A 24417-nucleotide genomic window follows, 5' to 3' on the forward strand; every position below is an offset into this window, starting at 1 on the left:
TCGCGGCCAACTTCCTTGCAATGGTCCAGCTTGCCTCAATGCGGCTGTGGCTCAGGGCTTATGAGTCTACGGCCTAGGAAGTTTAGGCCCGGACCCAGTTTTCCGGAGCGGTCGGGCGAAGTCGAAAAAGCGGCCACCATCCAATGTTTAACGTTTTATTTCAGTTGCTTATTCGCAATCAATCACGCCACTTCCGCTCATCGTCACCCCCGTAAGCGCTCCTAGCTTCCGGCGCGCTATCGAATTGCGAAGCACCTTTGTCATCGCCGCGAAGGCGGGGATCGATCGACGCTAAAAGGGTGGCTCGTTCCCCCGGCGCTGAGGACAATGGATTCCTGCCTTCGCGGGAAGGACGGCGGTTTTTGCGGCGCTGTTTTCCCGCCCGCTCCTATACGATTGCTCCCGGTCTCCATGCGGCCAGGCGCTACCGGAGCAGCGCTACTGCCGGAGATGCCAGCGTGCACCGGCAGGGCGGTGGGGGGATAGGTCGCATCCCTGCTGCCTGGTATCAGAACGGTTCAAAGAGCGGCGCCCGCGATCGCGGACACCGGGAACAAATAGTAAACAAAGGCGCAATTTCAAGCCGAGGCGACGGTCGCAACTGGCTCGTTCGCTCCCCTCCCTGCATAGCAGGGAGGGGTCGGGGGTGGGTGCGAGGGCGATAGCCCGAGCGACACCCTCGTGACGAGGGGCATGGTCACCGCCCTTCACCCCCGTGCCGGCTACGCCCACTGCCGTCAGGCGGCACGCACGGTTAAAGGAAAGAGTCTTTGGAAGCGCGCAGACGCGCACACCCACCCCCGGCCCCTCCCTTTTCAGGGAGGGGAGCGATAGAGAGCCGATTGCGCTCCGTTAAACGGAGACATCTGGAAGATACGGCGTGAGTGCCTAGAACTTCGCCCCCGCGCGGATGCCGAAGGTTCGCGGCGTGATCGGCACGATGTACGGCCGCTGGCCGCACGAGCCGCATTCCTGGAAGCGCGAAAGCTGGCCGCGTTCGTCGGTGAGGTTGCTCACGAACAGTTCGACATTGAACCGCTGGAACTCCATGCCTGCCGATGCGCCGAGCGTGGTGAACGCCTCCAGCCGGCCGAGCTGCGCCGCCGGGTTGATGATCGCGCCGGTACCCGTCTGGAAAATGGCCGTGCGGATGTCTGACGAGGCCGAGCTCTGGTGCGCGACGGTGAACTGGCCGAAGGCCTTGTTCGCCCCAACCGGCACCGTGTAGCGCGCCGTGCCGCTCACCTTGAATTGCGGCGTGATCGGCAGGCGGGTGCCCGCAGGCGCCGAGACGAGGTTGCCGCTGCCGCTACACGTATAGATCGGATCGTCGGCCAGACACAGATTCTGCCGCGTCTTCGCGTCGGTGTACGAACCCGACGCGTTCAGCGAGAGCCCGCCCGAGCTATAGGCGATGTCGCCTTCCACGCCGCGGATGCGGGCGTTGGGGCCGTTATGAATCTCGGTGAAGCTGTTCGCGCCGAGGAAGGCGAACTGGAACTTGTCCCAATCCTGCTGATAGACGGCCGCATTGACGCGCAGGGCGCCGCCCAGCCAGGTCGTCTTCACGCCCAGTTCGTAATTGGTGAGGAAGTCGGCGCCATAGGGCTTCACGTCGACGCGGCGGTTGATGCCGCCCGGGCGAAAGCCGCGCGAGACGGTGCCATAGGCCATGATGCCCTTCACCGGCTTCCAGCTGAGGTTGAAGCGATAGGTGCCGCCCTGCCCCGATGCCTCGACCGGCTGGATCCCGCCGCCGACCGCATAGACGCCCAGATTGGTGCAGGGCCCGCCTGGCACTGCCGCCGGCAGCAGCGTGGTGCTGCCGCCCGTCGCAAGCGCATCGCGCAGCCGCTGACCGCTGGTGGTGAAACACTGCGCCACGCCGGTCTTCGAGCTTCCGGCGGCGTTATACGGCGTATCGGTAAAGCCGTTGCCAGGATTCCGCCCGAAGCCGAAAAAGCCTATCAACGTGTTGTCGTAGATATAGGCGCGGCCGCCCGCCGTGGCAGTCAGTGTCGGCGTCAGATCATAGCTGACTTCGCCGAACGCGGCATAGTCGCGGTCGATGCGGTGCTGCTGGGTGAGCCACAGCGTACCGGGATGGCCGTTGACGCTGAGCGCATCCGCCAGCCCCGGCACCTGATAATCCTGATGGATGTCGTTCGACTGATATTGGTAGAACAGGCCCGCCACCAGCCGCAGCCGTTCGTCCTGCGGCGAAGCGACGCGCAGTTCCTGGCTGGTCTTCTTGAAATGATCGGTCGCGACGATGCGCTGGCGCGGATCGATGGTGTTGCCGGCATTGTCCTTGAAATAGAAATAACCGGCAATGCCGCCCGCCGAGGAATAAAGCGAGTCATAGGCCTCGGCATAATCGGTATAATCGCTCGACTGGGTATCGCGCCGGTCGAGATAGGCGCCGGCATAGGTGAGATCCCAGTTGCCCAGCTTGCCCTCGACTGTCAGCGCGGCCTGGATGAAGCGGTCGCGGCGATATTCGGGGAAGAAATGCTGGACCTCAAGGTCGCCGACCTTGGGATCATAGCCATAGGAACCGTGGCTGCGCGTCTCCTGATAAATGACGCCCGGCGTCACCGTCCAACTGTCGTTGAGATCGACCTTCAGCGCGGCGCGGCCGCCCCAGATGTCGGTGTCGTTATAGTTGTTCTTGACGAACGCCTGGTTGTTGACCGCAATGCCGCCATTGGTTGCCTTGCAGGCGTTCGAGGTCGTCTCGGGCAGGAAGCTGCGGCAGCCGGGCACATTGTCGATATAGCCGGCATCATGTTCGTAGAAGCCGACGACGCGCAGCGCCGCCATGTTGCTGATCGGCACGTTGAGCATGCCTTCAAGCTTGCCGCCGACGCCGCCATGATCGACCGTGTTCACTTCGCTGTCGACGCGGCCGTACAGCCCCTTGGTATCGGGCTTGTTGGTGATGATGCGGATGGTGCCGGCTTCGGACGAGGCGCCATAGAGCGTGCCCTGCGGCCCCGACAGGCTCTCGATGCGGGCGATGTCATAGACATGGACGTCCAGATTGCCGCCGATCGTCGTGACCGGCTGTTCGTCCAGATACACGCCGACCGACGGCAGCGAGCCCGAATGGTTGCCGTCGCCGCCCGAGGCGACACCGCGCATATAGACGACGTTGGTGCCGGGCGTGCCGCCCAGCGCCTGGAACGCCACCGAGGGAAGCTGCTGCGCATAGTCAGCGAAGTTGGAGATGTTCAGCTCGTCGAGCTTCTGGGTGCCCAGCGCCTGGATGCTGATCGGCACGCTCTGGATGCTCTCGCTGCGCTTCTGCGCGGTGACGACGATTTCGGTGGGGTTGTCGCTCTGGCCGGTATCGGCGGGCGGCGGGGCGGCGGTCTGCGCGAGTGCCGGGGCGCCGGCAAGCATCGAGGAAGCAAGGAAAAGCGAACGTACAGGATGGCGAGGCAAGCGCATGATATCCCCCAACCGATGTTGCGCCGCAGCGTCCTTGGCTGGCCCCGCTTCGTCAAGCGGGCGCAACCGGCGCGACTTGCAACCGTCGCGGATTGTTTTCCTCCTGTGACAAAAGTGCAACTAAATTGCCGTAAAGCTGAGCTTTAGTGACCGACAGGCGTTTCCGTCACAGCCCGGTTGGAATTTCCGGATAGTGCGTAAGCACCGGCCCCAGCGCCTCCTCCAGCGGGCCGAGCCACGGCTGATACGGCTTCCACGCCGTCATCCCCTCGCGAAAGATCGGCTGGCGCACCTGTTCCGAACTGGCGGTGCGCACGGCGCGTTCGGTATTGTAGAAAGCGAGGCACGCCGGCTCGAACGCCAGACCGCATCCCGCCAGCAGGGCGCGGACCTGCGTTTCGGTGTCGCCGACCATCGCCTCGTAGAAGACGCGGTGGACGCGACCCGGCGCCACCGCGTCGACATGCGCCATCAACCGCACATAATCGCGGTAATAGCGGCCCATATCCTCCAGCCCGTAGCTGAACGCCTGGCCGCGCGCGAAATGCTGCTTGAAGTTGGAGAAACAGCAGCCCAGCGGATGGCGCCGCGCATCGATGATCCGCGCGTTGGGCAGTGCCAGCAGGATCAGCGGCACGTGCAGCCAGTTGTTCGGCAGCTTGTCGATGAAATAGGGCCGGTCGGTGCGGCGCTGGACGCGCGTGCGCTTGAGATAGGCCTCGCCCAGCGCGTGCAACCGTTCGGGCGCCACCGCCGCCATGCCCGCAGGATAGTCGGGAATGCCGCGCGCGAGCAGCGGCAGGTCGGGCAGTTCCATCGTGCCTTCGACCAGGCTGTGGCTCGACAATATCTGCTCGATCAGCGTCGATCCGGCGCGCGGCATGCCGACCACGAAAATGGGGTCGGGCGCGTCGAACCCGCGCCCCGCACGCGCGGCGAGCAGCCCGGGCGTCAGCGTCGCGATCTGCGCATCGACCAGCGCGCGGGTTTCTTGCGGGTCGTAGCGAAGCTGCTGCCGGCGCAGGGCATTGCCTGCGGCATAATGTGCGAACGCCGCCGCCGCCTCGCCGCGATCCTCCAGCGCCTTGCCCAGCGCGAAATCGAGGTGGAACCGGTCCTCCTCGGCCAGATTGCCCCCGGCCAGCGCCGCCTGCATCGCGGCGACATCGGCATCGTCGAACCGCACCGTCTTCAGATTGGCGAGGCTCCACCATGCCTCGCCCAGCGCCGGCGTCAACGCAATCGCCTTGCGATAGGCGGCGATGCCATCGGCCTGGCGCCCGACGGTGCGCAGCATATGGCCATAGCTCATCCACACCCGCGACTGTTTCGGCGCCTGTTCGAGCACGCGCTCATAGAGCGCGATCGCCGCATCGAAATCGCCGAGCCGCGCCTTGGCCGCTGCCTCCAGATTGGCGTGGCCGGGATTGTCCGGCTCCTCCGCCGTCACCAGCGCCAGTTCGGCCAACGCCTCGGTCGGCCGGTTGAGGCGGTAGAGCACCAGCGCCAGATTGGCGCGCGCCGGGGTGAAGCCGGGCGCCAGTTCCACCGCACGGCGCAGCAGCGATTCGGCATCGCGATAGCGGCCGATCCGCCCCGCCAGCTCCGCGAACATGCGGATCGCCGGCACGTCGAACGGATCTTCCTTCAGATGCTGGCGCAGCAGCGGCTCGGCCAGTTCCAGCCGGTTGTCGTTCATTGCCATCGCGGCTTCGATCAGCCGCGGATGATAGCGTCCGGCCGTCGCCAGCCAGCTGCGTGCGCCCTGCGCCTTCGTCATGCGTGTTCCCCGCTCACCGCGCCAGCATCGGCGAGCGGGGCGCCGGGATCAAGCGGGCTGTGCAGCCGCCTGTTCCGCCACCAGATCGTCGTCCATCTGCCAGCCGCGCCGATAGGCCTCGCGCGCCTGCACCCGCTCGATATAGGCCATGAAGGAATCGCGCTTGGGCAACATGCCGAACAGCGTCGTCCAGCCGATCTGCGAGCCGAGATAGACATCGGCGGCGGTGAAGCGATCGCCGGTGGCATAGGGACGCGACGACAGCAGTTCGTCGAGCACATCGACCACCAGATCATAGCTGCCATAGCCGAACATCCGGCTCTTGTCCTCGGCACTCACGAACTGCGCGGCATGGTTGGTCGCCGCCTGCTCCACCGGCCCGGCGGCGAAGAACAGCCAGCGATAATAATCGGCGCGCTCTTGCGGGCGCGGCGCGAGCCCGGCTTCGGGAAAGGCATCGGCCAGATAGGCGCAGATCGCCGCGCATTCGGTGACGACGCGGCCACCATGGACAATCGCGGGCACCTTACCCATCGGGTTGATCGCGCGATAGGCCTCGCCCTTCATCGTCGAGGCATAGTCGAGCACCTCGACGCGATACGTCGCGCCCACTTCCTCGAGCATCCACCGCGCGATCCGCCCGCGCGATTGCGGGTTTGTATAGAAAATCAGTTCCTCTGCCATGGCCGGTCTCCCTGTTGCCCGACTCGCCGTGCCGGGAACATTAAGAGAACATGGGGGCCGTCGGAGGTCAATCCGATTCGCTACAGCGCGGCAGCGAACAGCGCGAGCAGCCGCCCCCAGGCGCGGTCGGCCTGGGCGGGATTGTAGACGCGGCTGTCCGGCGGGCACCAGCCGTGCATCGTGCCAGCATAGACTTCGATTTCCGCCGGCACCTTCGCTGCCGCAAAGGCCGTGCGCAGCGCGTCCTTGTCGCCCGGCGCGCGGGCGTCGTCATTTTCGGCGATGGCGAGCAGGTAGCGGCCGTGCATCTGCGGCACCAGCCGGTGCGGGCTGTCCTCCGCCGCCGTCACCAGCGGCGCGCCGTGGAAGCTGCCGCCGGCGCGGATGCGATCCGGGAGCGCGGCGGCGGTGCGGAACACGAACGGCCCGCCCATGCAATAGCCGGTGGTACCCATGCCGCGCTTGCCATCCACTTCCGGTTGCGCGTCGAGAAAGGCGGCGAAGGTCCGCGCATCGGCCGTGACCGCGGCGGGCGTCAGCGGCTTCAGCCAGGGCATGATCTTCGCGCGCACCTCGGGCTGGTCGAACGATTCCCCCGGCTGGAGGAACGGGGCGCGGGTCGAGCGGTAGAACTGGTTGACCGTCAGCACCGCATAGCCGGACTGGGCCAGCCGGTCGGCCATCTGCCGGAAGGCGGGGCGCGCACCCATGATGTCCGGCCACACGAGCACGGCCGGATACCGGCCGCTGGCGGGGGCGACAAAATAGGCATCGGCGGTGCCGTCGGCGGTCGCGATCGTCACGTCGCGGCCCTTCACTGCGGCGGCGTTGGCCGGCGCGGGCAGGATCGCGGCGACGCCGGCAGCGGCGGCGCCAGCGGTGAAGCCCCGGCGCGTCAGCGTGCCGAGCGCGCGGTCATTCTCGGCGGCGGTATGTTCGTCACACATGGCGATCCTCCTCCTCGCGGTGTGCCACCGATCCATCGGCACCCAAGCCCTTGATACGCCGCCCGATCCTTACCGAAAAGCAAAACGGGCCCCGGCGCATCCGCCGGAGCCCGTCTTCATCGGCCGTCAGGCGCGATCAATGCTTGAACAGGCTCTCCGCCGTCGGTTCGGCGTGCGTATCGGGGTGATGTTCATGCCCGTGCGCAGCCGCTTCGCGCTCGGCGCGGAGCTGTTCGATCAGGGCCTCGCGGTCGCCTTCCAGGCGGGTGTCGGTCGGCGCCTCGATGCCCGCCGCCTTGGCCGCCTTGGCGACGAGCGCGTCGAGTTCGCGCTGCGAGCACAGGCCCAGCGTCACCGGATCCTTCGGCACAATGTTGCCGATGTTCCAGTGGGTGCGGTCGCGGATAGCGGCGATGGTGGTGCGGGTGGTACCTATCAGCTTGCCGATCGCGCCGTCCGACACTTCGGGGTGGTTGCGCAGGATCCAGGCGATGCCGTCCGGCTTGTCCTGGCGCTTCGACACCGGCGTGTAGCGCGGGCCCTTGGTGCGGCGGACCTGCTCGGGGCCCTTCTGCATCTTCAGGACGTAATTGGGGTCCTTCTGGCCCTTTTCGATCTCGTCCATCGTCAGCTCATGCGCGCGCACGGGGTCGCGGCCGGTGAGCTTGGTGGCGGCCATGTCGTCGGCAATCGCCTGCACTTCGAGAATGTGGAGCCCGCAGAATTCGGCGATCTGCTCGAAGGAGAGCGATGTGTTGTCGACCAGCCAGGAAGCGGTCGCATGCGGCATCAGCGGCTGGGCCACGGTGAAATCTCCGGAACTTGAAACAATAAGGGCCGCCCATCACGGGCGGCCACCATGGAGCTGATTTAGGGTAGGTTGCGCTCCGGGGCAAGCTTTTCTCAGGCGGCCGCGCGTTCGCCCCCCATCGGCACCAGCGCATTCAGGAACTGGCGGGCGCTCGCCTCCCAGGTGAAGCTGCGGCCATAGGCGGCGCAGGCGGCGGGATCGCGGGTCAGCGCCTCGGCGATGCTGGCGGTCAGGTCGTCGCCCATTGCGCCGACTTCGGGGGTCAGCACGTCGATAGGGCCGGTGACCGGGTAGGCGGCGACCGGCACGCCGCACGCCATCGCTTCGATCATCACCAGCCCGAACGTGTCGGTGCGGCTGGGGAAGACGAAAACATCGGCGGCGTTATAGGCGGAGGCGAGCTCGGCGCCGAACATCGCACCCAGGAAATGCGCCTCGGGATAGCGCGCCTCGAGCATCGACCGCGCCGGCCCGTCGCCCACCACCACCTTGCTGCCGGGATGACTGCTCTGCAGGAACGCCTCTAGATTCTTCTCGATCGCGACGCGGCCGACATAGAGCTGCACCGGGCCGGGCAGGTCCGCCATGCGCGGATGCGGGGCCAGGCCGGGGTGGAAATTGGCGAGATCGACGCCACGCCCCCAGTGGCGCACCTGCTTCAGCCCATGGTCGATCAGCGACTGGCGGATCGACGCGGTCGAAGCGAGGATTGCCGAGCTGGGCGTGTGGAACCAGCGGATATAGCGCCAGATCCATTCCGCCGGCACGCCCGAACGCGCCGAGACATAATCGGGGAACTGGGTGTGATAGGCTGTGGTGAAGGGCCGTTTCTGGCGCAGGCACCAGCGCCGGGCGGCAACGCATAGCGGCCCCTCGGTCGCCAGATGGATGGCGTTGGGCCCGAATTCCTCGAGCATCGTTCCCACCGCCGCGACACTGGTGATCGCCAGCCGGATTTCGGGATAGGTGGGGCAGGGCAGCGAATAGAAGCGGTCGGGCGAGACGACCATCACCTGATGGCCCTGGCTTTCCAGCACACGCCGCACCGACTGGAGCGTGCGGACGACGCCGTTGACCTGGGGTTCCCAGGCATCGGTTACAATGGCGATACGCACGGGTTCGACCTCCGTCGCTGCCGTCACGCCGCCGCCAGTCTGACCTCGGACTCCCGGCCCGCTTCGCGCGCCGCCATTTCCTCGGCCCAGTGGAGAATTTCCATGGTACCGTCGTAATGCTCCACCAGCGCGGTGCAACCCTCAACCCAATCGCCGTCGTTATAATAAGCGACGCCTTCGATCGCGCGGATCTCTGCCTTGTGGATATGCCCGGCAATGACGCCGTCGACACCGCGGGTGCCGGCTTCGCGCGCGACGATCTCTTCGAACTTCGAGATGAACGACACGGCGTTCTTCACCTTCTGCTTGGCGTATTTGCTTAGCGACCAGTAGGGCAGGCCCATCCAGCGCCGCACCATGTTGAGCCAGCGGTTGAGCGCCATCATCATTTCATAGGCCGCGTCCCCCAGATGGGCGAGCCAGCGGTGCGACATGGTGATCGCGTCGAATTCGTCGCCGTGCAGCACCAGCAGGCGGCGGCCATCGGCCGTGGTGTGGATCGCCTGACGCTTGATCTTCACGCCGCCGAAATCCAGCCCGGTGAACTGGCGGAACATCTCGTCATGGTTGCCGGGGATGTAGATGATCTGGGTGCCGCGCTTGGCGCGCTTCAGCACACGCCAGACGATGTCGTTGTGCGTCGCCGGCCAGTAGAAGCGCTTCTTCATCGCCCAGCCGTCGATAATGTCGCCCACCAGATACATGGTGTCGCTGTCGACATGGTCGAGAAAGTCGATCAGCATCTCGGCATTGCAGCCCCGCGTGCCGAGATGGACGTCCGAAATCCAGATCGCCCGATATTTCCGCCGCTGGGTAATCGCGCGTTCCGGAATGGCCGGAGTCGATTCGTGAAAGTCCGCCAGACCGGCGACGTCGAACGAAAGCCTGGTGATCGTGGCCATTGCCAAGTTCCCGTGGATCGCTGTGCTTACCAGAGACTCGCCTATGGCGCGGCATTGTTACATTTCGAATCGTTTGAATTTCACCAGACTGTCACAGTCACGCCGCCGAACAGCAACTATATCCCTCCCACGATCGTCAAATGATGCCTTCGGCGGCGCGCCGTTCCTGCACCCAGCGGTGCCGCAGCCATCCCCATAACGCCAGCGCCGCCACGTACAGCCAGCCCCAGGCATGTGCCCAGAAGGGGAAGATGACGCCCTGCCCCAGGTCGCGCCCCGCCTCGCGCTGGAGCATCGCCGCGCCTGCCTCATTGAGCGGTGCTTCGATCAGTTGCCAGCGATTCTGCTTGTAGAGCACGAAGCCGAATTCGCTGCGCCAGCCGAATGGCATGCCGAGAAAGCTGAATTCCTGGATCGAATAGCCATAGCGCGGCCGTTCCTCGCGGCCGACCGGAACCACCGGCGGCGCCCGCCCGGCAGCGACCAGCAGCCAGTACAGCGTCTCTGCCTTGGTCGGCTCGCGCACGACATGCACGCCCTGCCAGTCGATCACCGAGTCGAGGTGGGAGATCAGCATGCCCGACGCATTGGCCGGAATTTCGGATACGAACGCAACCGCACGATGCTGGTCGCTCAACACCCAGTCCCGATCCGAAAGCAGCAAAATGATCGGCAGGGCGGCGATCAACGCCCCCGCAAGCAGGTTTCGCAACATGATTTCCGTTATCCCCCGACAGAAAACCGGCCACTACACTATCTGCAAACATCCCAAATCCCAACTCATCCCGAGAATGTTCTACAATGAGGGAGAAAGGATGCTCATGTCTCTCACGCAGCTCGCTGAATATCAACGCATTATCCTGGAATCGCATCGCGCGATCATCGCGCTTGCCGATGGCCGCCCGGATGGCGAGAAGCTTGCCCAGGCGCGCCAGCAGCTGAGCCAGACCTTCAACCAGTATTTCGCGCTGAAACAGCAGGTTGTGCTGGAGCCGCTGCGCGCCAGCGCCCATCCGGCGCACCGCGCCATGGCGCGCCGCTGCACCGAGGAGGATCTGCGCAACCGGCAGGTGGCCATGGCGCATTACCAGCGTTGGACGCGTGCCGCCGTCGCCGCCGACCCGCGCGAATATCGCATGGTGCTGCGCCAGTTGCTGCGCGTTCAGGAGCGCTATGTCGAATATCAGCGCAGCATCGTCTTCCCGATGGTGCGCGAGGCGGCCGCAGCCGCACGGGCGGAAGCGGAGGCCTCAGCCGCAGCCTGATCAGCCCGCGTCGACGGCCCCCATGTCGCCGATCGTCAGCACGATCTTGCCGACATGCTCGCCGGCTTCCATGCGGCGATGTGCGTCTGCAGCCTGTGCCAGCGGATAGGTGGCGTCGATCACCGGCTTCAACTGCCCTTCCGCCACCAGCGGCCAGACATTGCGGTGAATCTCGTCGGCCAGCAACGTCTTGAACTGCACCGGGCGCGGCCGCAGCGTCGATCCGGTCAGCGTCAGGCGGCGGCGCATGATGTCGAACAGCGGCACCGTCGCGCTGGCCCCGCCCTGCACTGCGATAGATACGTGGCGGCCGTCCTCGGCCAGGCATTGCAGGTTGCGCGGCACATAATCGCCGCCGACCATGTCGAGCACCACATCAACGCCAGTACCGCCGGTAAAGGCCTTCACTTCGGCGACGAAATCCTGCGTCTTGTAGTTGATCGCCAGATCGGCACCCAGCGCGCGCGCCGCTTCGCATTTGGCGTCGGAACCCGCGGTAACAACGACGGTCAGCCCGAACAGCTTGCCCAGCGCGATCGCCATGGTGCCGATGCCGCTGGTGCCGCCATGGACCAGCACGCTGTCGCCGTCCGCCGCATAGGCGCGCTCGAACAGGTTGCTCCACACGGTGAACAGCGTTTCGGGGAGCGCGGCGGCCTCGACCATGCTCAGCGCCGGCGGCACCGGCAGACACTGGCCGGCGGGTGCGACGGCATATTCGGCATAGGCGCCGCCCGCGACGAGCGCGCATACCGGCTGGCCCAGCATCTCGCGCGAAACACCCTCGCCGGTGGCGATGATGGTTCCGGAAAGCTCCATCCCAAGAATAGAGGGTGCGCCCGGTGGCGGCGGATAGCTGCCCTTTCGCTGCAGCACTTCCGGCCGGTTGACCCCGGCGGCAGCGACTCGAATCAGCACTTCACCCGCACCGGGCTGCGGCACCGCGCGTTCGACCGGCACCAGCACTTCGGGACCGCCGGGTACTTGCGGGTCAATTGCCAACATCTTTTCGGGTGCGACCATCATATTATCGCTTTTCGGCCTCAGGAGAACTCCGTGGCCTTATTGACATCGGTCCGCCCCCGGTCAACGTTTCGTCCCATGGACGCCGACGAAAATCTGCCGCGTCGCACCGACGACCTCGCCGCCCAGCTCGGGCGCCAGGATCTCGATCCCTTTTCGGTCGAGGAATTACAGGCGCGCATCCAGTTGCTGGAAAACGAGATTTCCAGGTGCCGCGAAAAGATTCAGCGGGCCGTTCAGCACCGCGCAAGCGCCGACGCTCTATTTAAGAGATGAGCGTCACGGCACCGGACCAGGGGCGATACGCCACGAAGTTCCGGTGCGGGGCCATGGCGCTTGATGCGGCGCCCTGCCCTCCCGACATAAGGGACCAAGGGCCTGGCATCCCAAAGGCCCGACTGGAGTTGTATCCGAATGCCTAGTTTCGCCTCCGCTCTCGAAGCCACCCTCCACAAGGCGCTCGAGGCTGCGTCCTCGCGCCGGCACGAATATGCGACGCTCGAGCATCTGCTGCTCGCGCTGGTCGACGATGAACATGCGTCGAAAGTGATGAGCGCGTGCGGGGTGGACCTGGGCGAATTGAAGAATACCGTCGCGCACTATCTCGATACCGAGCTGGAAGCGCTGAAGGTGGACAATGCCACCGATCCTTCCCCAACCAGCGGGTTCCAGCGCGTCGTCCAGCGCGCGATCCTGCACGTCCAGTCCTCGGGCCGCGACGAAGTGACCGGCGCGAATGTGCTGGTCGCGCTGTTCAGCGAACGCGAGAGCTATGCGGTCTATTTCCTGCAGCAGCAGGATATGAGCCGCCTCGATGCCGTCAGCTTCATCAGCCACGGCGTCGGCAAGGGCGGCACCACGCCGACCGAAGCGACACCGCCCAAGGGTGCCGAGGAGGACAAGGCGAGCAAACAGGAGGCGAAGACGGGCAAGGGTGAGAGCGCGCTCAAGCAATTCACCGTCGACCTCAACGAGAAGGCGAAGATCGGCAAGGTCGATCCGCTGATCGGCCGCGCGGCCGAGGTCGACCGCACCGTCCAGATCCTGTGCCGGCGCAGCAAGAACAACCCGCTCTATGTGGGCGACCCCGGCGTCGGCAAGACCGCCATCGCCGAGGGTCTGGCCCGCAAGATCATCGAGGGCGAAGTGCCCGAGGTGCTGAAGGATGCGGTGATCTACTCGCTCGACATGGGCGCGCTGCTCGCCGGCACCCGCTATCGCGGCGATTTCGAGGAGCGGCTGAAGCAGGTCGTCTCCGAACTCGAAAAGATGCCGCATGCGGTGCTGTTCATCGACGAGATCCACACCGTGATCGGCGCCGGTGCCACCAGCGGCGGCGCGATGGATGCCTCCAACCTGCTCAAGCCGGCGCTGTCGGGTGGCACGATCCGCTGCATCGGATCGACCACCTACAAGGAATTCCGCAACCATTTCGAGAAGGACCGCGCGCTGCTGCGCCGTTTCCAGAAGATCGACGTCAACGAGCCCTCGGTCGAGGATACGGTGAAGATCCTGGCCGGCCTGCGCTCGGCGTTCGAGCAGCACCATTCGGTGAAGTACACGCCCGACGCGATCAAGTCGGCGGTGGAGCTGTCGGCGCGCTACATCAACGACCGCAAGCTGCCCGACAAGGCGATCGACGTGATCGACGAAGTCGGCGCGATGCAGATGCTGGTGCCGCCGTCCAAGCGCAAGAAGGTCATCACGCCGAAGGAGATCGAGCAGGTCATCGCGACCATGGCGCGCATTCCGGCCAAGACCGTCTCGTCGGACGACACCCGCGTGCTCGCCAATATCGAGCAGGATCTGAAGCGCGTCGTGTTCGGGCAGGACAAGGCGATCGAAGTGCTCAGCTCGGCGATCAAGCTGAGCCGTGCCGGTCTGCGCGATCCCGACAAGCCGATCGGCAACTATCTGTTCTCCGGCCCGACCGGCGTGGGCAAGACCGAGGTGGCGAAGCAGCTTGCCAACCTGCTCGGCATTCCGCTCCAGCGTTTCGACATGTCCGAATATATGGAGCGCCACTCGGTCAGCCGGCTGATCGGCGCCCCTCCGGGCTATGTCGGCTATGATCAGGGCGGCCTGCTCACCGACGCGGTCGACCAGAATCCGCATTCGGTGCTGTTGCTCGACGAAATCGAGAAGGCGCATCCGGACCTGTTCAACATCCTGTTGCAGGTGATGGACAACGGCAAGCTGACCGACCACCACGGCAAGACCGTCGATTTCCGCAACACCATCCTGATCATGACCACCAATGCCGGTGCGTCGGACATGGCGAAGGAAAGCGTCGGCTTCGGCAATATCAGCCGTGAGGACGTGCAGGAGGAAGCGGTGAAGAACCTCTTCACCCCCGAATTCCGCAACCGCCTCGATGCGATCGTGCCGTTCGGCTATCTGCCGCCGGAAGTGGTTGCCCGCGTGGTCGACAAGTTCATCCTGCAGCTCGAACTGCAGCTGTCGGATCGCGGCGTCCACATCCAGCTCGACGACGAGGCGCGCCAGTGGCTGACCGACCGCGGCTATGACAAGCTCTATGGCGCGCGGCCGATGGGTCGCCTGATCCAGGAGAAGATCAAGCAGCCGCTGGCCGAGGAACTGCTGTTCGGCAAGCTCGTCCATGGCGGCGAGGTGAGCGTGAAGCTGAAGGACAATGCGCTGGCCTTCGAAATCACGCCCGCCGCGCCCAAGCCGAAAAAGGGCAAGAAGGCCGAGGCCGCCAAGGCCTGAGCCGGAAGGCAGCGGAAACGGAAACGGCCCCGGGGATCGCCTCCCCGGGGCCGTTTTCTTGTCGACCGGGGCCGAAGAATCAGCGGTTCGCGCTGGCGAGCTGACGGTCGCGGGTCGCCATCGATACTGCCAGTTCCACCTGCTGGCGGGCGTTGCGCACCGCGACCTGGCGGCACGCCATTTCCTGCCCCGACGGCACCAGCGCGCCATTGTCGTCAAAGCGGCACATCTGGGTGACCGCATGCATCACCCGGCGGTGAAACGCCTCGCGGCCAGCCTTGTCCAGAAGATCGCCGGGATTGTAGCGAACATGCACGGTCGGTGCCGTGTCGCCATCCTGCGCGCGGGCGGGTACAGCCGCAATCGAAACAAGAGCGGCGGCAATCAAAATCGAACGCTTCATGGTAATACTCCTGCCGAACATGGGGTGCGACCGTCGTCGCGTCCGGTCTTTGCCGGTTCGACAGCGCCTCTAGTTCGAGGACGCGGCAGGGTAATGATCGATCGATTACAGCTGGCGGGCGCGAAAATGACAGTCTCGCGCACGATTATTATTTTGTTGCGCCGCAACAACATCTACGGGTGCAAGATTGCCGGGTGTCACGCGGCAGCGGGCACCGGCTGGGGCTTGCGGCGGAAGGGGATGTCGCGGCGAAGATAGGTAAGCGACCGCCACACCCATTCGATCGGCCCGTAATAGAAGTGCCGCAGCCAAAGATTTGCCGCCAAAATCTGGAACGCGATCGCCCCCAGCCCCACCCATAGCCGGGTCGTCGCATCCCACTGGTTGTAGAGCCCGAGCCCGAAGCCATAGAAAAGCGGCACGAACACCACTGACTGGGCGATGTAGAAGGTAAGCGTCAGCCGCCCCGGCGCGGCGAGCGGATGGACCAGCCAGCGGCCGCGCCCCTCGAATAACGCGATCAGCAACAGCCCCCAAAAGGCCGTTCCCGCCAGATCGAGCCACATGTTCATCAGCGCCCAGAAGGCGCGCTGCGACGCGGCGCCGGTGCCGAGCGCGGCATAAGCCAGCCGCAACGGCTCACGCCCCCAATAGAGACCCAGCGCCAGCACCGCCGCCCCCGCCATCGCATAGCCGCGCCAGGGGCGGCTGCGCGGCAGATCGGCGAAGAAGCCGGTGCGCCCCAGCACCATGCCCAGCAGATACAGGCCGAGTATCTGCACGAGCCGGCCATATTCCAGGAAAAACCAGTATTTGGGCAATTGGCCCGCCCAGAGATTGACGCGCAGCGCCTCCCACCAGGTACCGCCCAGATAGATCGGCATCCCCGGATCGACCGAAGACTGCGCCGGCCCGTTCGCCCAGGCCGCACCGGACGCCGCCGCAACCATCTGCACGATCAGCGACGGCCCCAGGAAACAGAAGACCGCGCCCGCCAGCAGCACGCGATTGTCGCGAATCCGGTGGAGCAGCAGCAGCACGAATCCCATCGCCGCCAGCGTCTGCATGATGTCGCCGCGATAGATGAGCGCATGCAGGAAGCCGATGACTTCCAGAATCAGCAACCGCCACGCGAACCTGGCCGTAAAATCCACACCGCGCGCAGCCGCCCGATCCATCAGGATGAAGAAGCTGAATCCAAAGCATAAAGCCAGCAGCGAGAAGCTTTTTCCCATGAAGAGCGAGAAGACGACTTCGGTGATAATCCCGGGTTTTTCATGCACCCAGAAGAGTTCGTAGCTCTCGATGATATGCACCAGAAAAAGCGCCATCAGCGCAAAACCGCGCAGCACGTCGACAACTTCGAGACGATTAGCCTGTCCCTGGGGCAGATTCGCACTGGCGGCCATTACAATCCTTGTTCCATCCACCGCTCTCCGCCCCTGGGAGATTCAATCCAAACGCGAAAAATTCTCCGCTGTGAAAGCCATTTACGTCTTGTTCGTCATCAAGGCGTAGCGACATTCCCGATGGGTATCGTTTGGTTTCGTCGGTTGTTCCACCTCGCGCTGGGCATTGCCCTGTTCTGCGCGCCGTCGGCACATGCCCAAGCGGGTGTGGCGGGTCAATCGATCGCGACCTGCATCGTCCGCGACACGGGCCAATCTGCCGCCGAGTTGATCCACCGCCCCGCCGCCTTCGACTGCACCACACCGCAATACCGCATGGGTGCCGGCAATTTCTGGGCGATCAGCACGCCGATCGGCCAGCGTTCGAGCTGGCAGCACCCGCTGCGGCTGCGCTTTGCCAGCCTGTGGCAGAGCAACCTGACCGTGCAGATGCTCTATGCCGATGGCGCGGTCCGCACCTGGCGGACCGATGAGCGCGGCATCACCCCCTGGATACAGCTTGGCGCCTTTGCCGAGCTGCCGGTGCCCATGCACGATGCGCCGCTGGTCCGCATCCTGTGGCATGTCGAGGGTGCCGCCAATGTCCGCGGCATTGTGATGGACGCGCGGCTGACGACGCCCGAACAAGTGGCCAGGGCCAATCTCTGGATGGCGCTGCTCTACGCCAGCTTTGGCGGCATGAGCGTGGCGCTGATCATCTATAATCTCGCGCTGTGGTGCGCGATGCGCCACCGGTTCCAGCTGCATTATTGCGCGCTGCTCGGGGCGATGTTCGCCTATGCCTTCTGCGCCAGCGGCGCGCTGGCCTGGGTTCTTCCGGAAATCGCCAATAACGACCGCCTGCGGCTCAACTATCTGTTCATGAGCCTCGCCGCCGGAGCAGCGGCGCTGTTCACGCGGAGCTTCTTCGAAGAACGGGTGATGACGCCCTGGCTCGACCGGGGGACGCGGCTGGCGGCGGGTATCGTGCCCATCTCGGGCGCGCTGGTGGTCACGTTCGGCGCCGTCGATCTGCGCCTGGTCGACCTTATCTACACCATTTGCATCGGCGGGCTGATCGCGATCGTCGCGCCAATGATCGTCGCAGCGTGGCGGCGGCGTTCAAACTTCCTGTGGCTGTTCAGCATCGCCTGGAGCGCACCGATCCTGCTGGGCCTGGTCCGCGTGGCGGCGGCGCTGCATTTCCTGCCCTGGAGCTTCTGGCTCGACAATTCGACCATCCTGTCGATGATGGTGGAAGCGCAGCTTTCCGCAATGGCGGTGGCCCACCGCATCAAGTTCCTGCGCGACGAGCGCGACGACGCGCTCATGCGCGAAGTGGTGGCCCGGCGCCTCGCCGATACCGACCCGCTGACCGGCCTGCTCAACCGCCGCGCCTTTCTGCACCAGGCGATCGGGCGCAAGGGCGAGCAACAGTTGCTGATTGCCGATATCGACCATTTCAAGCGCGTCAACGACACGCTGGGGCATGACGGCGGCGACGAAGTGCTGCGCCTGTTCGCGCGGATGCTGCGCAGCGCCGTACCCAATACGGCGCTGGTGGCGCGGATGGGGGGCGAGGAATTCGCCATCCTCGCCCACGCCCATGCCCGCGTCGACCCCGACGCGCTGCTCGGCCGACTGCGCGGCATGCGCATGCCCTTCGACCTGAAGGTCACGGCCAGCATCGGCACCTGCCAGGGGCCGCTGACCAGCGACATCGAATGGAAGGCGCTGTATCGCGGCGCCGACGCTGCTTTGTTCGAAGCCAAATCGGCCGGCCGCGACCGTGCCCGCCAGCGGCTGCGCGACGTGGCGTGATTCGCGCCCGTGCGCTTGCCGGAACGGCACGTTAACGATAATGTTCCGCTCCAGGGAGATCGGTATCTTGGCGCGTCGGATCAGAAAGCTGTTGCTTGCCGGTGGCGCCGCGCTGGGGCTGATTGCCCTGGCCGCACCGCATCACCGCGCCGACATCCAGATCCTCACGCACCGCATGGGCGACTTGTCGCCCCAGCGCGTACAGGCTGTAATCGATCTTGGGGTCGTGGCGATTTCGGTGCTGGTGACGTGGAGCCGCGAACTCCAATAATCTTCCAGGCCGCTTGCCAGCGCCCGCGCCTCTGCTTACATCTTTGTCAATGAGTGACGCTGAGCAAGCATGGCGCACCGCCTATAGGCATCCGGGAGAGTGGGATCGGGCGTTCCCGCCACTGTCCATGGTGGACCTGTTCGAAGCGAGTGCAACCGCCCATCCCAAAGCCCCGCTGCTCGATTTCATGGGCCGCACCTATAGCTATGGCGAGACACTGGACGGCGCGAACCGCGTCGCGTGCGGGCTGGCTTCGCTGGGCTATGGCCCGGGCGACCGGATCGGCCTGTTCCTGCCGAACGTGCCCCATTATGTCGCCGCCTATTATGGCATCCTGAAACTGGGTGCGACGGTGGTGAATTTCTCGCCGCTCTATACCGTCGAGGAGCTGGCGGCGCAGGTCGCCGATTCAGGCACCCGGCTGCTGTTCACTTTGTCGGCGACGGCATTGCTGCCCACCGCGCTGAAGGTGCTGGAAAAGAGCAGTCTGGAACGGCTGGTGGTCGGCTCGATCGCCGGGGCGCTGCCGCCTGCCAAGTCGCTCTTCTATCGCTGGTTTCGCAGCAGCGAAGTCGCGCCGCGCCCGCATCATCCGCGCATTCTCGCCTTTTCGCAACTGATCGCCAATGCCGGCACCTGCGCCACGCCGAAGATCGACCCCGAGCATGATCTGGCGCTGATCCAGTATACCGGCGGCACCACCGGCACGCCCAAGGGAGCGATGCTGACACACCAGAACCTGTCGGCCAATGCGCGGCAAGTGGCCGGGCTCGACCCCGATCTGGGCAAGGAGAAGGACAAGATCCTCGGCATCCTGCCCTTCTTCCACGTTTTTGCGAACACCTGCGTGCTCAACCGCACTGTCGTGACGGGCGGCGAGATCGTGATGCTGCCGCGCTTCAACGCCCGCCAGGCGCTGGCCGAGCTGCGGCGCACCCGGCCGCGCTCGCTGCCCGGCGTGCCGACCATGTACCAGGCGCTGCTCGACGCGCCGGGGATGAAGCCGTCCGACTTCTCCTCGCTGCGTTTCTGCATTTCGGGCGGTGCGCCGCTATCCGAACAGCTCAAGACGAACTGGGAGAAGACCACCGGTGCGCGGGTGATCGAAGGCTATGGCCTGTCCGAAAGCTCCGGCGTGGTGTCGACCAACCCCTATGAGGGGCTGAACAAGCCCGGCACGATCGGCCAGCCCATCCCCGCGACGCGCGTGCGGCTGGTCGACAAGGAAGACCCGACGCGGCCGCCGCCGCCGGGAGAGCCGGGCGAGATCGTCGTGTCCGGCCCGCAGATCATGAAAGGCTATTGGAACCGGCCCGATGCCGATGCCCATGTCTTTGTCGACGACCACTGGCTGCGCACCGGCGATGTCGGGCTGATCGACGAGGATGGCTATATCCGCATCGTCGACCGGCTGAAGGACATGATCGCCGTCGGCGGGTTCAAGGTGTTCCCCAGCCAGATCGAAGCGGTGCTGTACCAGCACCCGGCGGTGAAGGAGGCGCTCGTGCTAGGCCTGCCGGACGCCTATCACGGCGAACTGCCGCACGCCTATGTCACGCTGGCCGAAGGGCAGCATGCCGACGCGGTCGAGATGTGCACCTGGCTCAACCGCCAGCTCGGCAAGCATGAGCGCGTCGCCGAAGTGGTGATCCGCGACAGCCTGCCCAAGACGATGGTGGGCAAGCTGAGCCGCAAGGACTTGCTGGCGGAGGTGAAGGCCGGGCGGTGAGCCTCATCGCTCCCCTCCCTTTCAGGGAGGGGAGGGCGTATAACTACTCCCTCAATCGCCCGGCTTGTTGCCCGCGCCGAACATCACCGCCTTCAGGTTCATGAACTCGTGCAGCCCCCATGGCCCCAGTTCGCGGCCATGGCCGGATAGCTTCACACCGCCGAACGGCGCCTCGGGGGTCGAGGCAAGCAGCGCGTTCACCGCGGTCATCCCCGATTCGATGTCGCGGGCGAAGCGCTCAACTTCCCCGGCATCGTTCGTCCACACCGACGAGCCGAGGCCATAGGGCACGTCGTTGGCCAGCGCGATGGCGTCATCGATATTCGCGACGCGATAGACGGCGGCGACCGGGCCGAAGATTTCCTCCTTCGCGACATCGCTTTCGGGGTCGAGATCGGTCAGGACGCCGGGCGTCATCCATGCTCCGGGCCGCTCGATCTTTTCGGCGCCCGTCACCAGCCGCGCCCCCGCTGCGGTGGCACGCGCAACCTGTTCGAGCACGGTATCGCGCTGCTGCACGCTCGACAGCGGACCCATGCCGGTCGCCTTGTCCATCGGATCGCCTATCGCCACAGTCCGCATGCCGGCCACAAACTTTTCGAGAAAGGCGTCATAGACATCGGCATGGACGATCATCCGCTTGGCGCAGATGCAGCTTTGCCCGGCATTCTGGACGCGCGCGGTCACGGCCGTGCTCGCGGCCTTTTCTAGATCGGCCGAGGGCATGACGATGAACGGATCGGAGCCGCCCAGTTCGAGCACCACTTTCTTCAGCGCCCGGCCGGCCGCCTGCGCTACCTTGGCGCCCGCGCCTTCGCTGCCGGTGAGCGTGACGGCCACCACGCGCTTGTCCGCGATGATCGCCTCCACCTTGTCCGACCGGATCGGCAGGTTCTGGAACAGCCCTTCCGGCGCACCGGCAGCGGTCGCCAGTTCCTCGATCAGCGCGGCGCAGCGCTGCACGCCGGAGGCGTGCTTCAGCAGGCCGACATTGCCCGCCAAAATCGTCGGCGCGAGGAAGCGGACGACCTGCCAATAGGGGAAATTCCACGGCATCACCGCCAGCACCGGCCCCAGCGGCAGCCAGCGCGCCTCCGCATGGCCGGTCGGCGTCTTGACCCGGGTGGGTTCGAGATAGGACGGCCCGACATCGGCATAATGGCGAAAGCCGCTGATGCACTTTTCCACTTCGGCAAGCGCGCCGGTGATCGTCTTGCCCATTTCGCGCACGGCAGTTTCGGCCAGTTCCTGCTTCCGCGCCTCCCACTGGTCGGCAATGGCGGACAGCAAGGCGGTGCGCTCGGAAACCGACGTTGCGCGCCAGTGGCGATAACCCTTCGCCGCCCGGGCCAGCGCCGCCTCGATCCCGGCATCGTCGAGTTCAGCGATTCGCTCGATAATGTCGCCGGTTGCCGGATTGATGATTGCGAACATCCCGTGGGTCTCCTTTGTCGCGCCCAACGCGGCAGCTAGGAAGCTGGTGCCCTCCGCGCAATTGTACACTGGTATTTGATCGCCAGTCCCCGGTTGCCATCGCCCCCCCGCCTGCCGCATAGCGGGACCATGGTTGAGGAAGCGGATATTGCCGGACTCTCGTTCGAAGAGGCCCTGAAGGAGCTCGAACGGATCGTTGCCCGTCTCGAAAGCGGCGAGGCACAGCTGCAGGAGGCCATCGACCTCTATGAGCGCGGCGACCGGTTGCGCCGGCAATGCGCCGCCCGGCTGGATACTGCCCAGGCCCGGATCGAAGCGATCCGCACCGATGCCGAAGGGCGTGCCGCCGGCACTGCCCCGTTCGCGGCCGGCTGAGGCGGTGGCGAGCGTGTCGCACGCATCGCTCGCGCTCGAATCGGCGCTGCGCCAGGTCGCGGCGGAGATCGACAGCCAGTTCGATCACCTGCTCGCAATACCCGACGATCCGCGCGCAGGCCTGTACCGCGCGATGCGCCACGCGGCGATCGGCGGCGGCAAGCGGCTGCGCCCGCTGCTGGTGTTCGCCACGGCGCGGCTGTTCGGCGTCGACCGCACCTGTGCCGCGCGGGTGGGCACCGCGATCGAATGCATCCATGTCTATTCGCTGATCCATGACGATCTGCCGGCGATGGACGATGACGATATGCGCCGCGGCAAACCGACCGTGCACAAGGCGTTCGACGAAGCGACGGCGATCCTTGCCGGCGACTGCCTGCATGCGCTGGCGTTCGAGATTCTCGCCCACGAAGCGACGCACCCTGACCCGTTCGTGCGAATCGAGCTTTCGGCCGAACTCGCGCGTGCGGCCGGGCCGGCGGGCATGGCCGGCGGCCAGATGATGGATCTGGAAGCGGAAAAGGCGAGCTTCGACCTCGCCACCGTCACCCGGCTGCAGGCGATGAAGACCGGCGCGCTGATCAGTTGCGCGGTTGAAAGCGGTGCAATCCTCGGGCGAGTGCCGCACGAGGGTCGCACCGGCCTGCGCGGCTATGCCCGCGATGTCGGCCTCGCCTTCCAGATCGCCGACGACATTCTCGATGCCGAGGGCGACGAGGCGCTGGTCGGCAAGAAGCTGCAAAAGGACGGCGAACGCGGCAAGGAAACCTTCCTGTCGCTGCTCGGCATCGACCGCGCCCGCGAACAGGCGCGGATGCTGGTCGACCAGGCGATCGCCCATCTCCACACCTTCGGTCCGGAAGCGGACCTGCTGCGCGACATTGCCCGCTTCACCCTCGAACGCGACCGCTGAGGAGACCCGCCATGCACCCCCGTATCGGCGTTTATCCCGGCACGTTCGACCCGATCACGCGCGGGCACATGGACATCATCCGTCGCGGCGCCAAGTTGGTCGACCGGCTGGTGATCGGCGTGACGACCAACCCCTCCAAATCGCCGATGTTCTCGATCGAGGAGCGGCTGGCGATGGTGAAGCGTGAAGTCGCCGAGATTCCCGGCGAGATCGATGTTGTCAGCTTCGATTCGCTGCTGATGGACTTTGCCGAGCGCGAACATGCTAGCATCATCGTGCGCGGCCTGCGCGCGGTCGCCGATTTCGAATATGAATATCAGATGGCGGGCATGAACCAGCAGCTCAACGACCGGATCGAGACGGTCTTCCTGATGGCCGATGTCTCGCTGCAGCCGATCGCCAGCCGGCTGGTGAAGGAAATCGCGCTCTATGGCGGCGCCATCCGCAAGTTCGTCACGCCGACGGTGGAGGCCGATGTCAGCCGCCGCGTGTACGAGCTGGGCCGCAAGGGCACCGGCTGAAATCTGCTGTTACACGTCGCGGCTTTGCGGCGCCCCGGCTTTGGTCTAGAGCCGGCATGTTCCTGGATCCGAGTGGGGAAGTTGATGCGTTTCGTTGCCGCCATGGCTGCCCTGGCCGCCACCCTGTTTATCACACCCGCACTCGCGCAGGGGCGAGGCCCCCAGAAGAAGGAAGCCGAGCCGCTGAAGGGCGTCTCCGCGACGATCAGCGCCGCGCCGATCGTGGTGCCGGCCGATCCCGAAAATACCTGGGTGCTCGACCTGTCGACCGGCGGCCGCGTGCTGATCCGCCTGCGCCCGGATGTCGCGCCGAAGATGGTCGAGCGGATCAAGGTGCTGACCCGTCGCCATTTCTATGATGGCCTGACCTTCCACCGCGTGGTCGACGATCCCTATAACATTGCCCAGGGCGGCGACCCGAAGGGCGATGGCACCGGCGATTCCGATCTGCCCAACGTCCCGGCCGAATTCAGCGTGCTGCCGCATGTGCGCGGCACCGTTTCCGCTGCGCGCCGCGGTGCACCGGAAAACGCCACGCCCGAACAGAAGACCGAGGCGGAGAACAGCGCCAACAGCCAGTTCTTCATCATGATGGCGCCCAAGCTGACCTTCGACCATGATTATACCGTGTTCGGCCGCGTGGTCTCCGGCATGGAATGGGTCGACAAGATCGAGCGCGGCGAGCCGCCCGCCCACCCCAGCGTGATCCTCCACGCCTATATCCAGTCGGACAATCCGCCGCCCTATTCGGCGGCACCCGCCCAGGCACCTGCGGCAGCCCCGGTACTGCTGCCGACGACGCCGGCCGCGCCGGCCCCGCGCAAGCCGGCCCCGAAGAAGAAGTGACGCCGG

The 24417-nt window shown here is 65.4% G+C and carries 22 protein-coding genes; 10 read left to right on the forward strand and 12 right to left on the reverse strand.

From position 1 onward, the window contains the following. Nucleotides 1-888: 888 nt before the first annotated feature. From ACT53M_RS17625 to ACT53M_RS17660, 8 genes are all read right to left on the reverse strand, one after another. Nucleotides 889-3405: a TonB-dependent receptor gene (locus ACT53M_RS17625; protein WP_476235041.1), complete on the reverse strand. Its 2517-nt coding sequence runs from the start codon at nucleotides 3403-3405 to the stop codon at nucleotides 889-891. A 214-nt stretch (nucleotides 3406-3619) separates the two neighbouring features. Beyond that, nucleotides 3620-5233 (reverse strand): tetratricopeptide repeat-containing sulfotransferase family protein, encoded by a 1614-nt coding sequence (locus ACT53M_RS17630; RefSeq protein WP_476235042.1) that lies wholly within the window; start codon nucleotides 5231-5233, stop codon nucleotides 3620-3622. Nucleotides 5234-5281: 48 nt separating this feature from the next. Further along, nucleotides 5282-5917 (reverse strand): glutathione S-transferase family protein, encoded by a 636-nt coding sequence (locus ACT53M_RS17635; RefSeq protein ID WP_476235043.1) that lies wholly within the window; start codon nucleotides 5915-5917, stop codon nucleotides 5282-5284. 80 nt (nucleotides 5918-5997) lie between these two features. Continuing rightward, on the reverse strand, nucleotides 5998-6864 hold the full coding sequence (locus ACT53M_RS17640; RefSeq protein ID WP_476235044.1) for a dienelactone hydrolase family protein: 867 nt from the start codon (nucleotides 6862-6864) through the stop codon (nucleotides 5998-6000). A gap of 136 nt (nucleotides 6865-7000) precedes the next feature. Continuing rightward, nucleotides 7001-7669: a DUF1013 domain-containing protein gene (locus tag ACT53M_RS17645; protein WP_476235045.1), complete on the reverse strand. Its 669-nt coding sequence runs from the start codon at nucleotides 7667-7669 to the stop codon at nucleotides 7001-7003. Nucleotides 7670-7767: 98 nt separating this feature from the next. After that, nucleotides 7768-8790 (reverse strand): glycosyltransferase family 4 protein, encoded by a 1023-nt coding sequence (locus ACT53M_RS17650; RefSeq protein ID WP_476235046.1) that lies wholly within the window; start codon nucleotides 8788-8790, stop codon nucleotides 7768-7770. A 23-nt stretch (nucleotides 8791-8813) separates the two neighbouring features. Continuing rightward, nucleotides 8814-9692, reverse strand: coding sequence for a UDP-2,3-diacylglucosamine diphosphatase (locus ACT53M_RS17655; RefSeq protein ID WP_476235048.1), 879 nt, complete (start codon nucleotides 9690-9692; stop codon nucleotides 8814-8816). Between the two features lie 136 nt (nucleotides 9693-9828). Continuing rightward, the gene (locus tag ACT53M_RS17660) at nucleotides 9829-10407 is read right to left on the reverse strand and encodes a hypothetical protein (protein ID WP_476235050.1); all 579 of its coding nucleotides are present in this window, start codon (nucleotides 10405-10407) and stop codon (nucleotides 9829-9831) included. Nucleotides 10408-10507: 100 nt separating this feature from the next. Here ACT53M_RS17660 and ACT53M_RS17665 point away from each other — a divergent pair, with 100 nt between their 5' ends. Then, nucleotides 10508-10957: a hypothetical protein gene (locus tag ACT53M_RS17665; RefSeq protein ID WP_476235052.1), complete on the forward strand. Its 450-nt coding sequence runs from the start codon at nucleotides 10508-10510 to the stop codon at nucleotides 10955-10957. On the opposite strand, the gene ACT53M_RS17670 is transcribed toward ACT53M_RS17665, so the two are convergent. Next, complete coding sequence (locus ACT53M_RS17670; protein WP_476235138.1) at nucleotides 10958-11980, reverse strand: NAD(P)H-quinone oxidoreductase; 1023 nt, start codon at nucleotides 11978-11980, stop codon at nucleotides 10958-10960. Between the two features lie 78 nt (nucleotides 11981-12058). On the opposite strand from ACT53M_RS17670, the gene ACT53M_RS17675 reads away from it, so the two are divergent. Next, complete coding sequence (locus tag ACT53M_RS17675; RefSeq protein ID WP_476235053.1) at nucleotides 12059-12256, forward strand: DUF1192 domain-containing protein; 198 nt, start codon at nucleotides 12059-12061, stop codon at nucleotides 12254-12256. Between the two features lie 138 nt (nucleotides 12257-12394). Next, nucleotides 12395-14710 carry an ATP-dependent Clp protease ATP-binding subunit ClpA gene (gene clpA / locus ACT53M_RS17680; RefSeq protein WP_476226828.1) on the forward strand — a complete coding sequence of 772 codons (2316 nt, stop codon included), beginning with the start codon at nucleotides 12395-12397 and terminating at the stop codon, nucleotides 14708-14710. A gap of 79 nt (nucleotides 14711-14789) precedes the next feature. Here the strand turns inward: clpA and ACT53M_RS17685 are convergent, their stop codons facing one another. Then, nucleotides 14790-15113: a UrcA family protein gene (locus tag ACT53M_RS17685; protein WP_476235055.1), complete on the reverse strand. Its 324-nt coding sequence runs from the start codon at nucleotides 15111-15113 to the stop codon at nucleotides 14790-14792. A gap of 197 nt (nucleotides 15114-15310) precedes the next feature. Continuing rightward, entirely contained in the window at nucleotides 15311-16522 is a 1212-nt protein-coding gene (locus tag ACT53M_RS17690; protein WP_476235057.1) for a DUF418 domain-containing protein, read from the reverse strand. 120 nt (nucleotides 16523-16642) lie between these two features. Between ACT53M_RS17690 and ACT53M_RS17695 the strand changes: the two genes are divergently transcribed. From ACT53M_RS17695 to ACT53M_RS17705, 3 genes are all read left to right on the forward strand, one after another. After that, nucleotides 16643-18322, forward strand: a complete 1680-nt coding sequence (locus tag ACT53M_RS17695; RefSeq protein ID WP_476235059.1) for a GGDEF domain-containing protein — start codon at nucleotides 16643-16645, stop codon at nucleotides 18320-18322. A 67-nt stretch (nucleotides 18323-18389) separates the two neighbouring features. Beyond that, entirely contained in the window at nucleotides 18390-18593 is a 204-nt protein-coding gene (locus tag ACT53M_RS17700) for a hypothetical protein (RefSeq protein ID WP_476235060.1), read from the forward strand. A 49-nt stretch (nucleotides 18594-18642) separates the two neighbouring features. After that, on the forward strand, nucleotides 18643-20322 hold the full coding sequence (locus ACT53M_RS17705; RefSeq protein ID WP_476235062.1) for an AMP-binding protein: 1680 nt from the start codon (nucleotides 18643-18645) through the stop codon (nucleotides 20320-20322). Between the two features lie 51 nt (nucleotides 20323-20373). On the opposite strand, the gene ACT53M_RS17710 is transcribed toward ACT53M_RS17705, so the two are convergent. Then, on the reverse strand, nucleotides 20374-21756 hold the full coding sequence (locus ACT53M_RS17710; RefSeq protein ID WP_476235063.1) for an NAD-dependent succinate-semialdehyde dehydrogenase: 1383 nt from the start codon (nucleotides 21754-21756) through the stop codon (nucleotides 20374-20376). A 129-nt stretch (nucleotides 21757-21885) separates the two neighbouring features. Here ACT53M_RS17710 and ACT53M_RS17715 point away from each other — a divergent pair, with 129 nt between their 5' ends. The 4 genes from ACT53M_RS17715 to ACT53M_RS17730 all read left to right on the forward strand — a co-directional run bounded on the left by ACT53M_RS17715 (nucleotide 21886) and on the right by ACT53M_RS17730 (nucleotide 24411). Then, the gene (locus tag ACT53M_RS17715) at nucleotides 21886-22131 is read left to right on the forward strand and encodes an exodeoxyribonuclease VII small subunit (protein ID WP_476235065.1); all 246 of its coding nucleotides are present in this window, start codon (nucleotides 21886-21888) and stop codon (nucleotides 22129-22131) included. Then, a complete protein-coding gene (locus ACT53M_RS17720; protein ID WP_476235067.1) occupies nucleotides 22085-23044 on the forward strand; it encodes a polyprenyl synthetase family protein in 960 nt (319 codons plus the stop codon). The genes ACT53M_RS17715 and ACT53M_RS17720 overlap by 47 nt, the downstream gene beginning before the upstream one ends. A gap of 11 nt (nucleotides 23045-23055) precedes the next feature. Then, nucleotides 23056-23565, forward strand: a complete 510-nt coding sequence (gene coaD / locus ACT53M_RS17725; protein ID WP_476235068.1) for a pantetheine-phosphate adenylyltransferase — start codon at nucleotides 23056-23058, stop codon at nucleotides 23563-23565. Between the two features lie 84 nt (nucleotides 23566-23649). Then, entirely contained in the window at nucleotides 23650-24411 is a 762-nt protein-coding gene (locus ACT53M_RS17730; protein WP_476235069.1) for a peptidylprolyl isomerase, read from the forward strand. The last annotated feature ends 6 nt before the right edge of the window (nucleotides 24412-24417 follow it).

It is taken from the genome of Sphingomonas sp. DMC6 (assembly GCF_056314225.1).

What these genes read in the sequence shown, in the direction of transcription:
- ACT53M_RS17690 (WP_476235057.1), bottom strand. Translation starts at nt 16,522, where the DNA reads ATGGCCGCCAGTGCGAATCTGCCCCAGGGACAGGCTAATCGTCTCGAA.
- ACT53M_RS17660 (WP_476235050.1), bottom strand. Translation starts at nt 10,407, where the DNA reads ATGTTGCGAAACCTGCTTGCGGGGGCGTTGATCGCCGCCCTGCCGATC.
- ACT53M_RS17665 (WP_476235052.1), top strand. Translation starts at nt 10,508, where the DNA reads ATGCTCATGTCTCTCACGCAGCTCGCTGAATATCAACGCATTATCCTG.
- ACT53M_RS17720 (WP_476235067.1), top strand. Translation starts at nt 22,085, where the DNA reads ATGCCGAAGGGCGTGCCGCCGGCACTGCCCCGTTCGCGGCCGGCTGAG.
- coaD (WP_476235068.1), top strand. Translation starts at nt 23,056, where the DNA reads ATGCACCCCCGTATCGGCGTTTATCCCGGCACGTTCGACCCGATCACG.
- ACT53M_RS17695 (WP_476235059.1), top strand. Translation starts at nt 16,643, where the DNA reads ATGGGTATCGTTTGGTTTCGTCGGTTGTTCCACCTCGCGCTGGGCATT.
- ACT53M_RS17640 (WP_476235044.1), bottom strand. Translation starts at nt 6,864, where the DNA reads ATGTGTGACGAACATACCGCCGCCGAGAATGACCGCGCGCTCGGCACG.
- ACT53M_RS17675 (WP_476235053.1), top strand. Translation starts at nt 12,059, where the DNA reads ATGGACGCCGACGAAAATCTGCCGCGTCGCACCGACGACCTCGCCGCC.
- ACT53M_RS17685 (WP_476235055.1), bottom strand. Translation starts at nt 15,113, where the DNA reads ATGAAGCGTTCGATTTTGATTGCCGCCGCTCTTGTTTCGATTGCGGCT.
- ACT53M_RS17715 (WP_476235065.1), top strand. Translation starts at nt 21,886, where the DNA reads ATGGTTGAGGAAGCGGATATTGCCGGACTCTCGTTCGAAGAGGCCCTG.
- ACT53M_RS17710 (WP_476235063.1), bottom strand. Translation starts at nt 21,756, where the DNA reads ATGTTCGCAATCATCAATCCGGCAACCGGCGACATTATCGAGCGAATC.
- ACT53M_RS17625 (WP_476235041.1), bottom strand. Translation starts at nt 3,405, where the DNA reads ATGCTTGCCGGCGCCCCGGCACTCGCGCAGACCGCCGCCCCGCCGCCC.
- ACT53M_RS17630 (WP_476235042.1), bottom strand. Translation starts at nt 5,233, where the DNA reads ATGACGAAGGCGCAGGGCGCACGCAGCTGGCTGGCGACGGCCGGACGC.
- ACT53M_RS17635 (WP_476235043.1), bottom strand. Translation starts at nt 5,917, where the DNA reads ATGGCAGAGGAACTGATTTTCTATACAAACCCGCAATCGCGCGGGCGG.
- ACT53M_RS17670 (WP_476235138.1), bottom strand. Translation starts at nt 11,980, where the DNA reads ATGGTCGCACCCGAAAAGATGTTGGCAATTGACCCGCAAGTACCCGGC.
- ACT53M_RS17705 (WP_476235062.1), top strand. Translation starts at nt 18,643, where the DNA reads ATGAGTGACGCTGAGCAAGCATGGCGCACCGCCTATAGGCATCCGGGA.
- ACT53M_RS17730 (WP_476235069.1), top strand. Translation starts at nt 23,650, where the DNA reads ATGCGTTTCGTTGCCGCCATGGCTGCCCTGGCCGCCACCCTGTTTATC.
- ACT53M_RS17655 (WP_476235048.1), bottom strand. Translation starts at nt 9,692, where the DNA reads ATGGCCACGATCACCAGGCTTTCGTTCGACGTCGCCGGTCTGGCGGAC.
- clpA (WP_476226828.1), top strand. Translation starts at nt 12,395, where the DNA reads ATGCCTAGTTTCGCCTCCGCTCTCGAAGCCACCCTCCACAAGGCGCTC.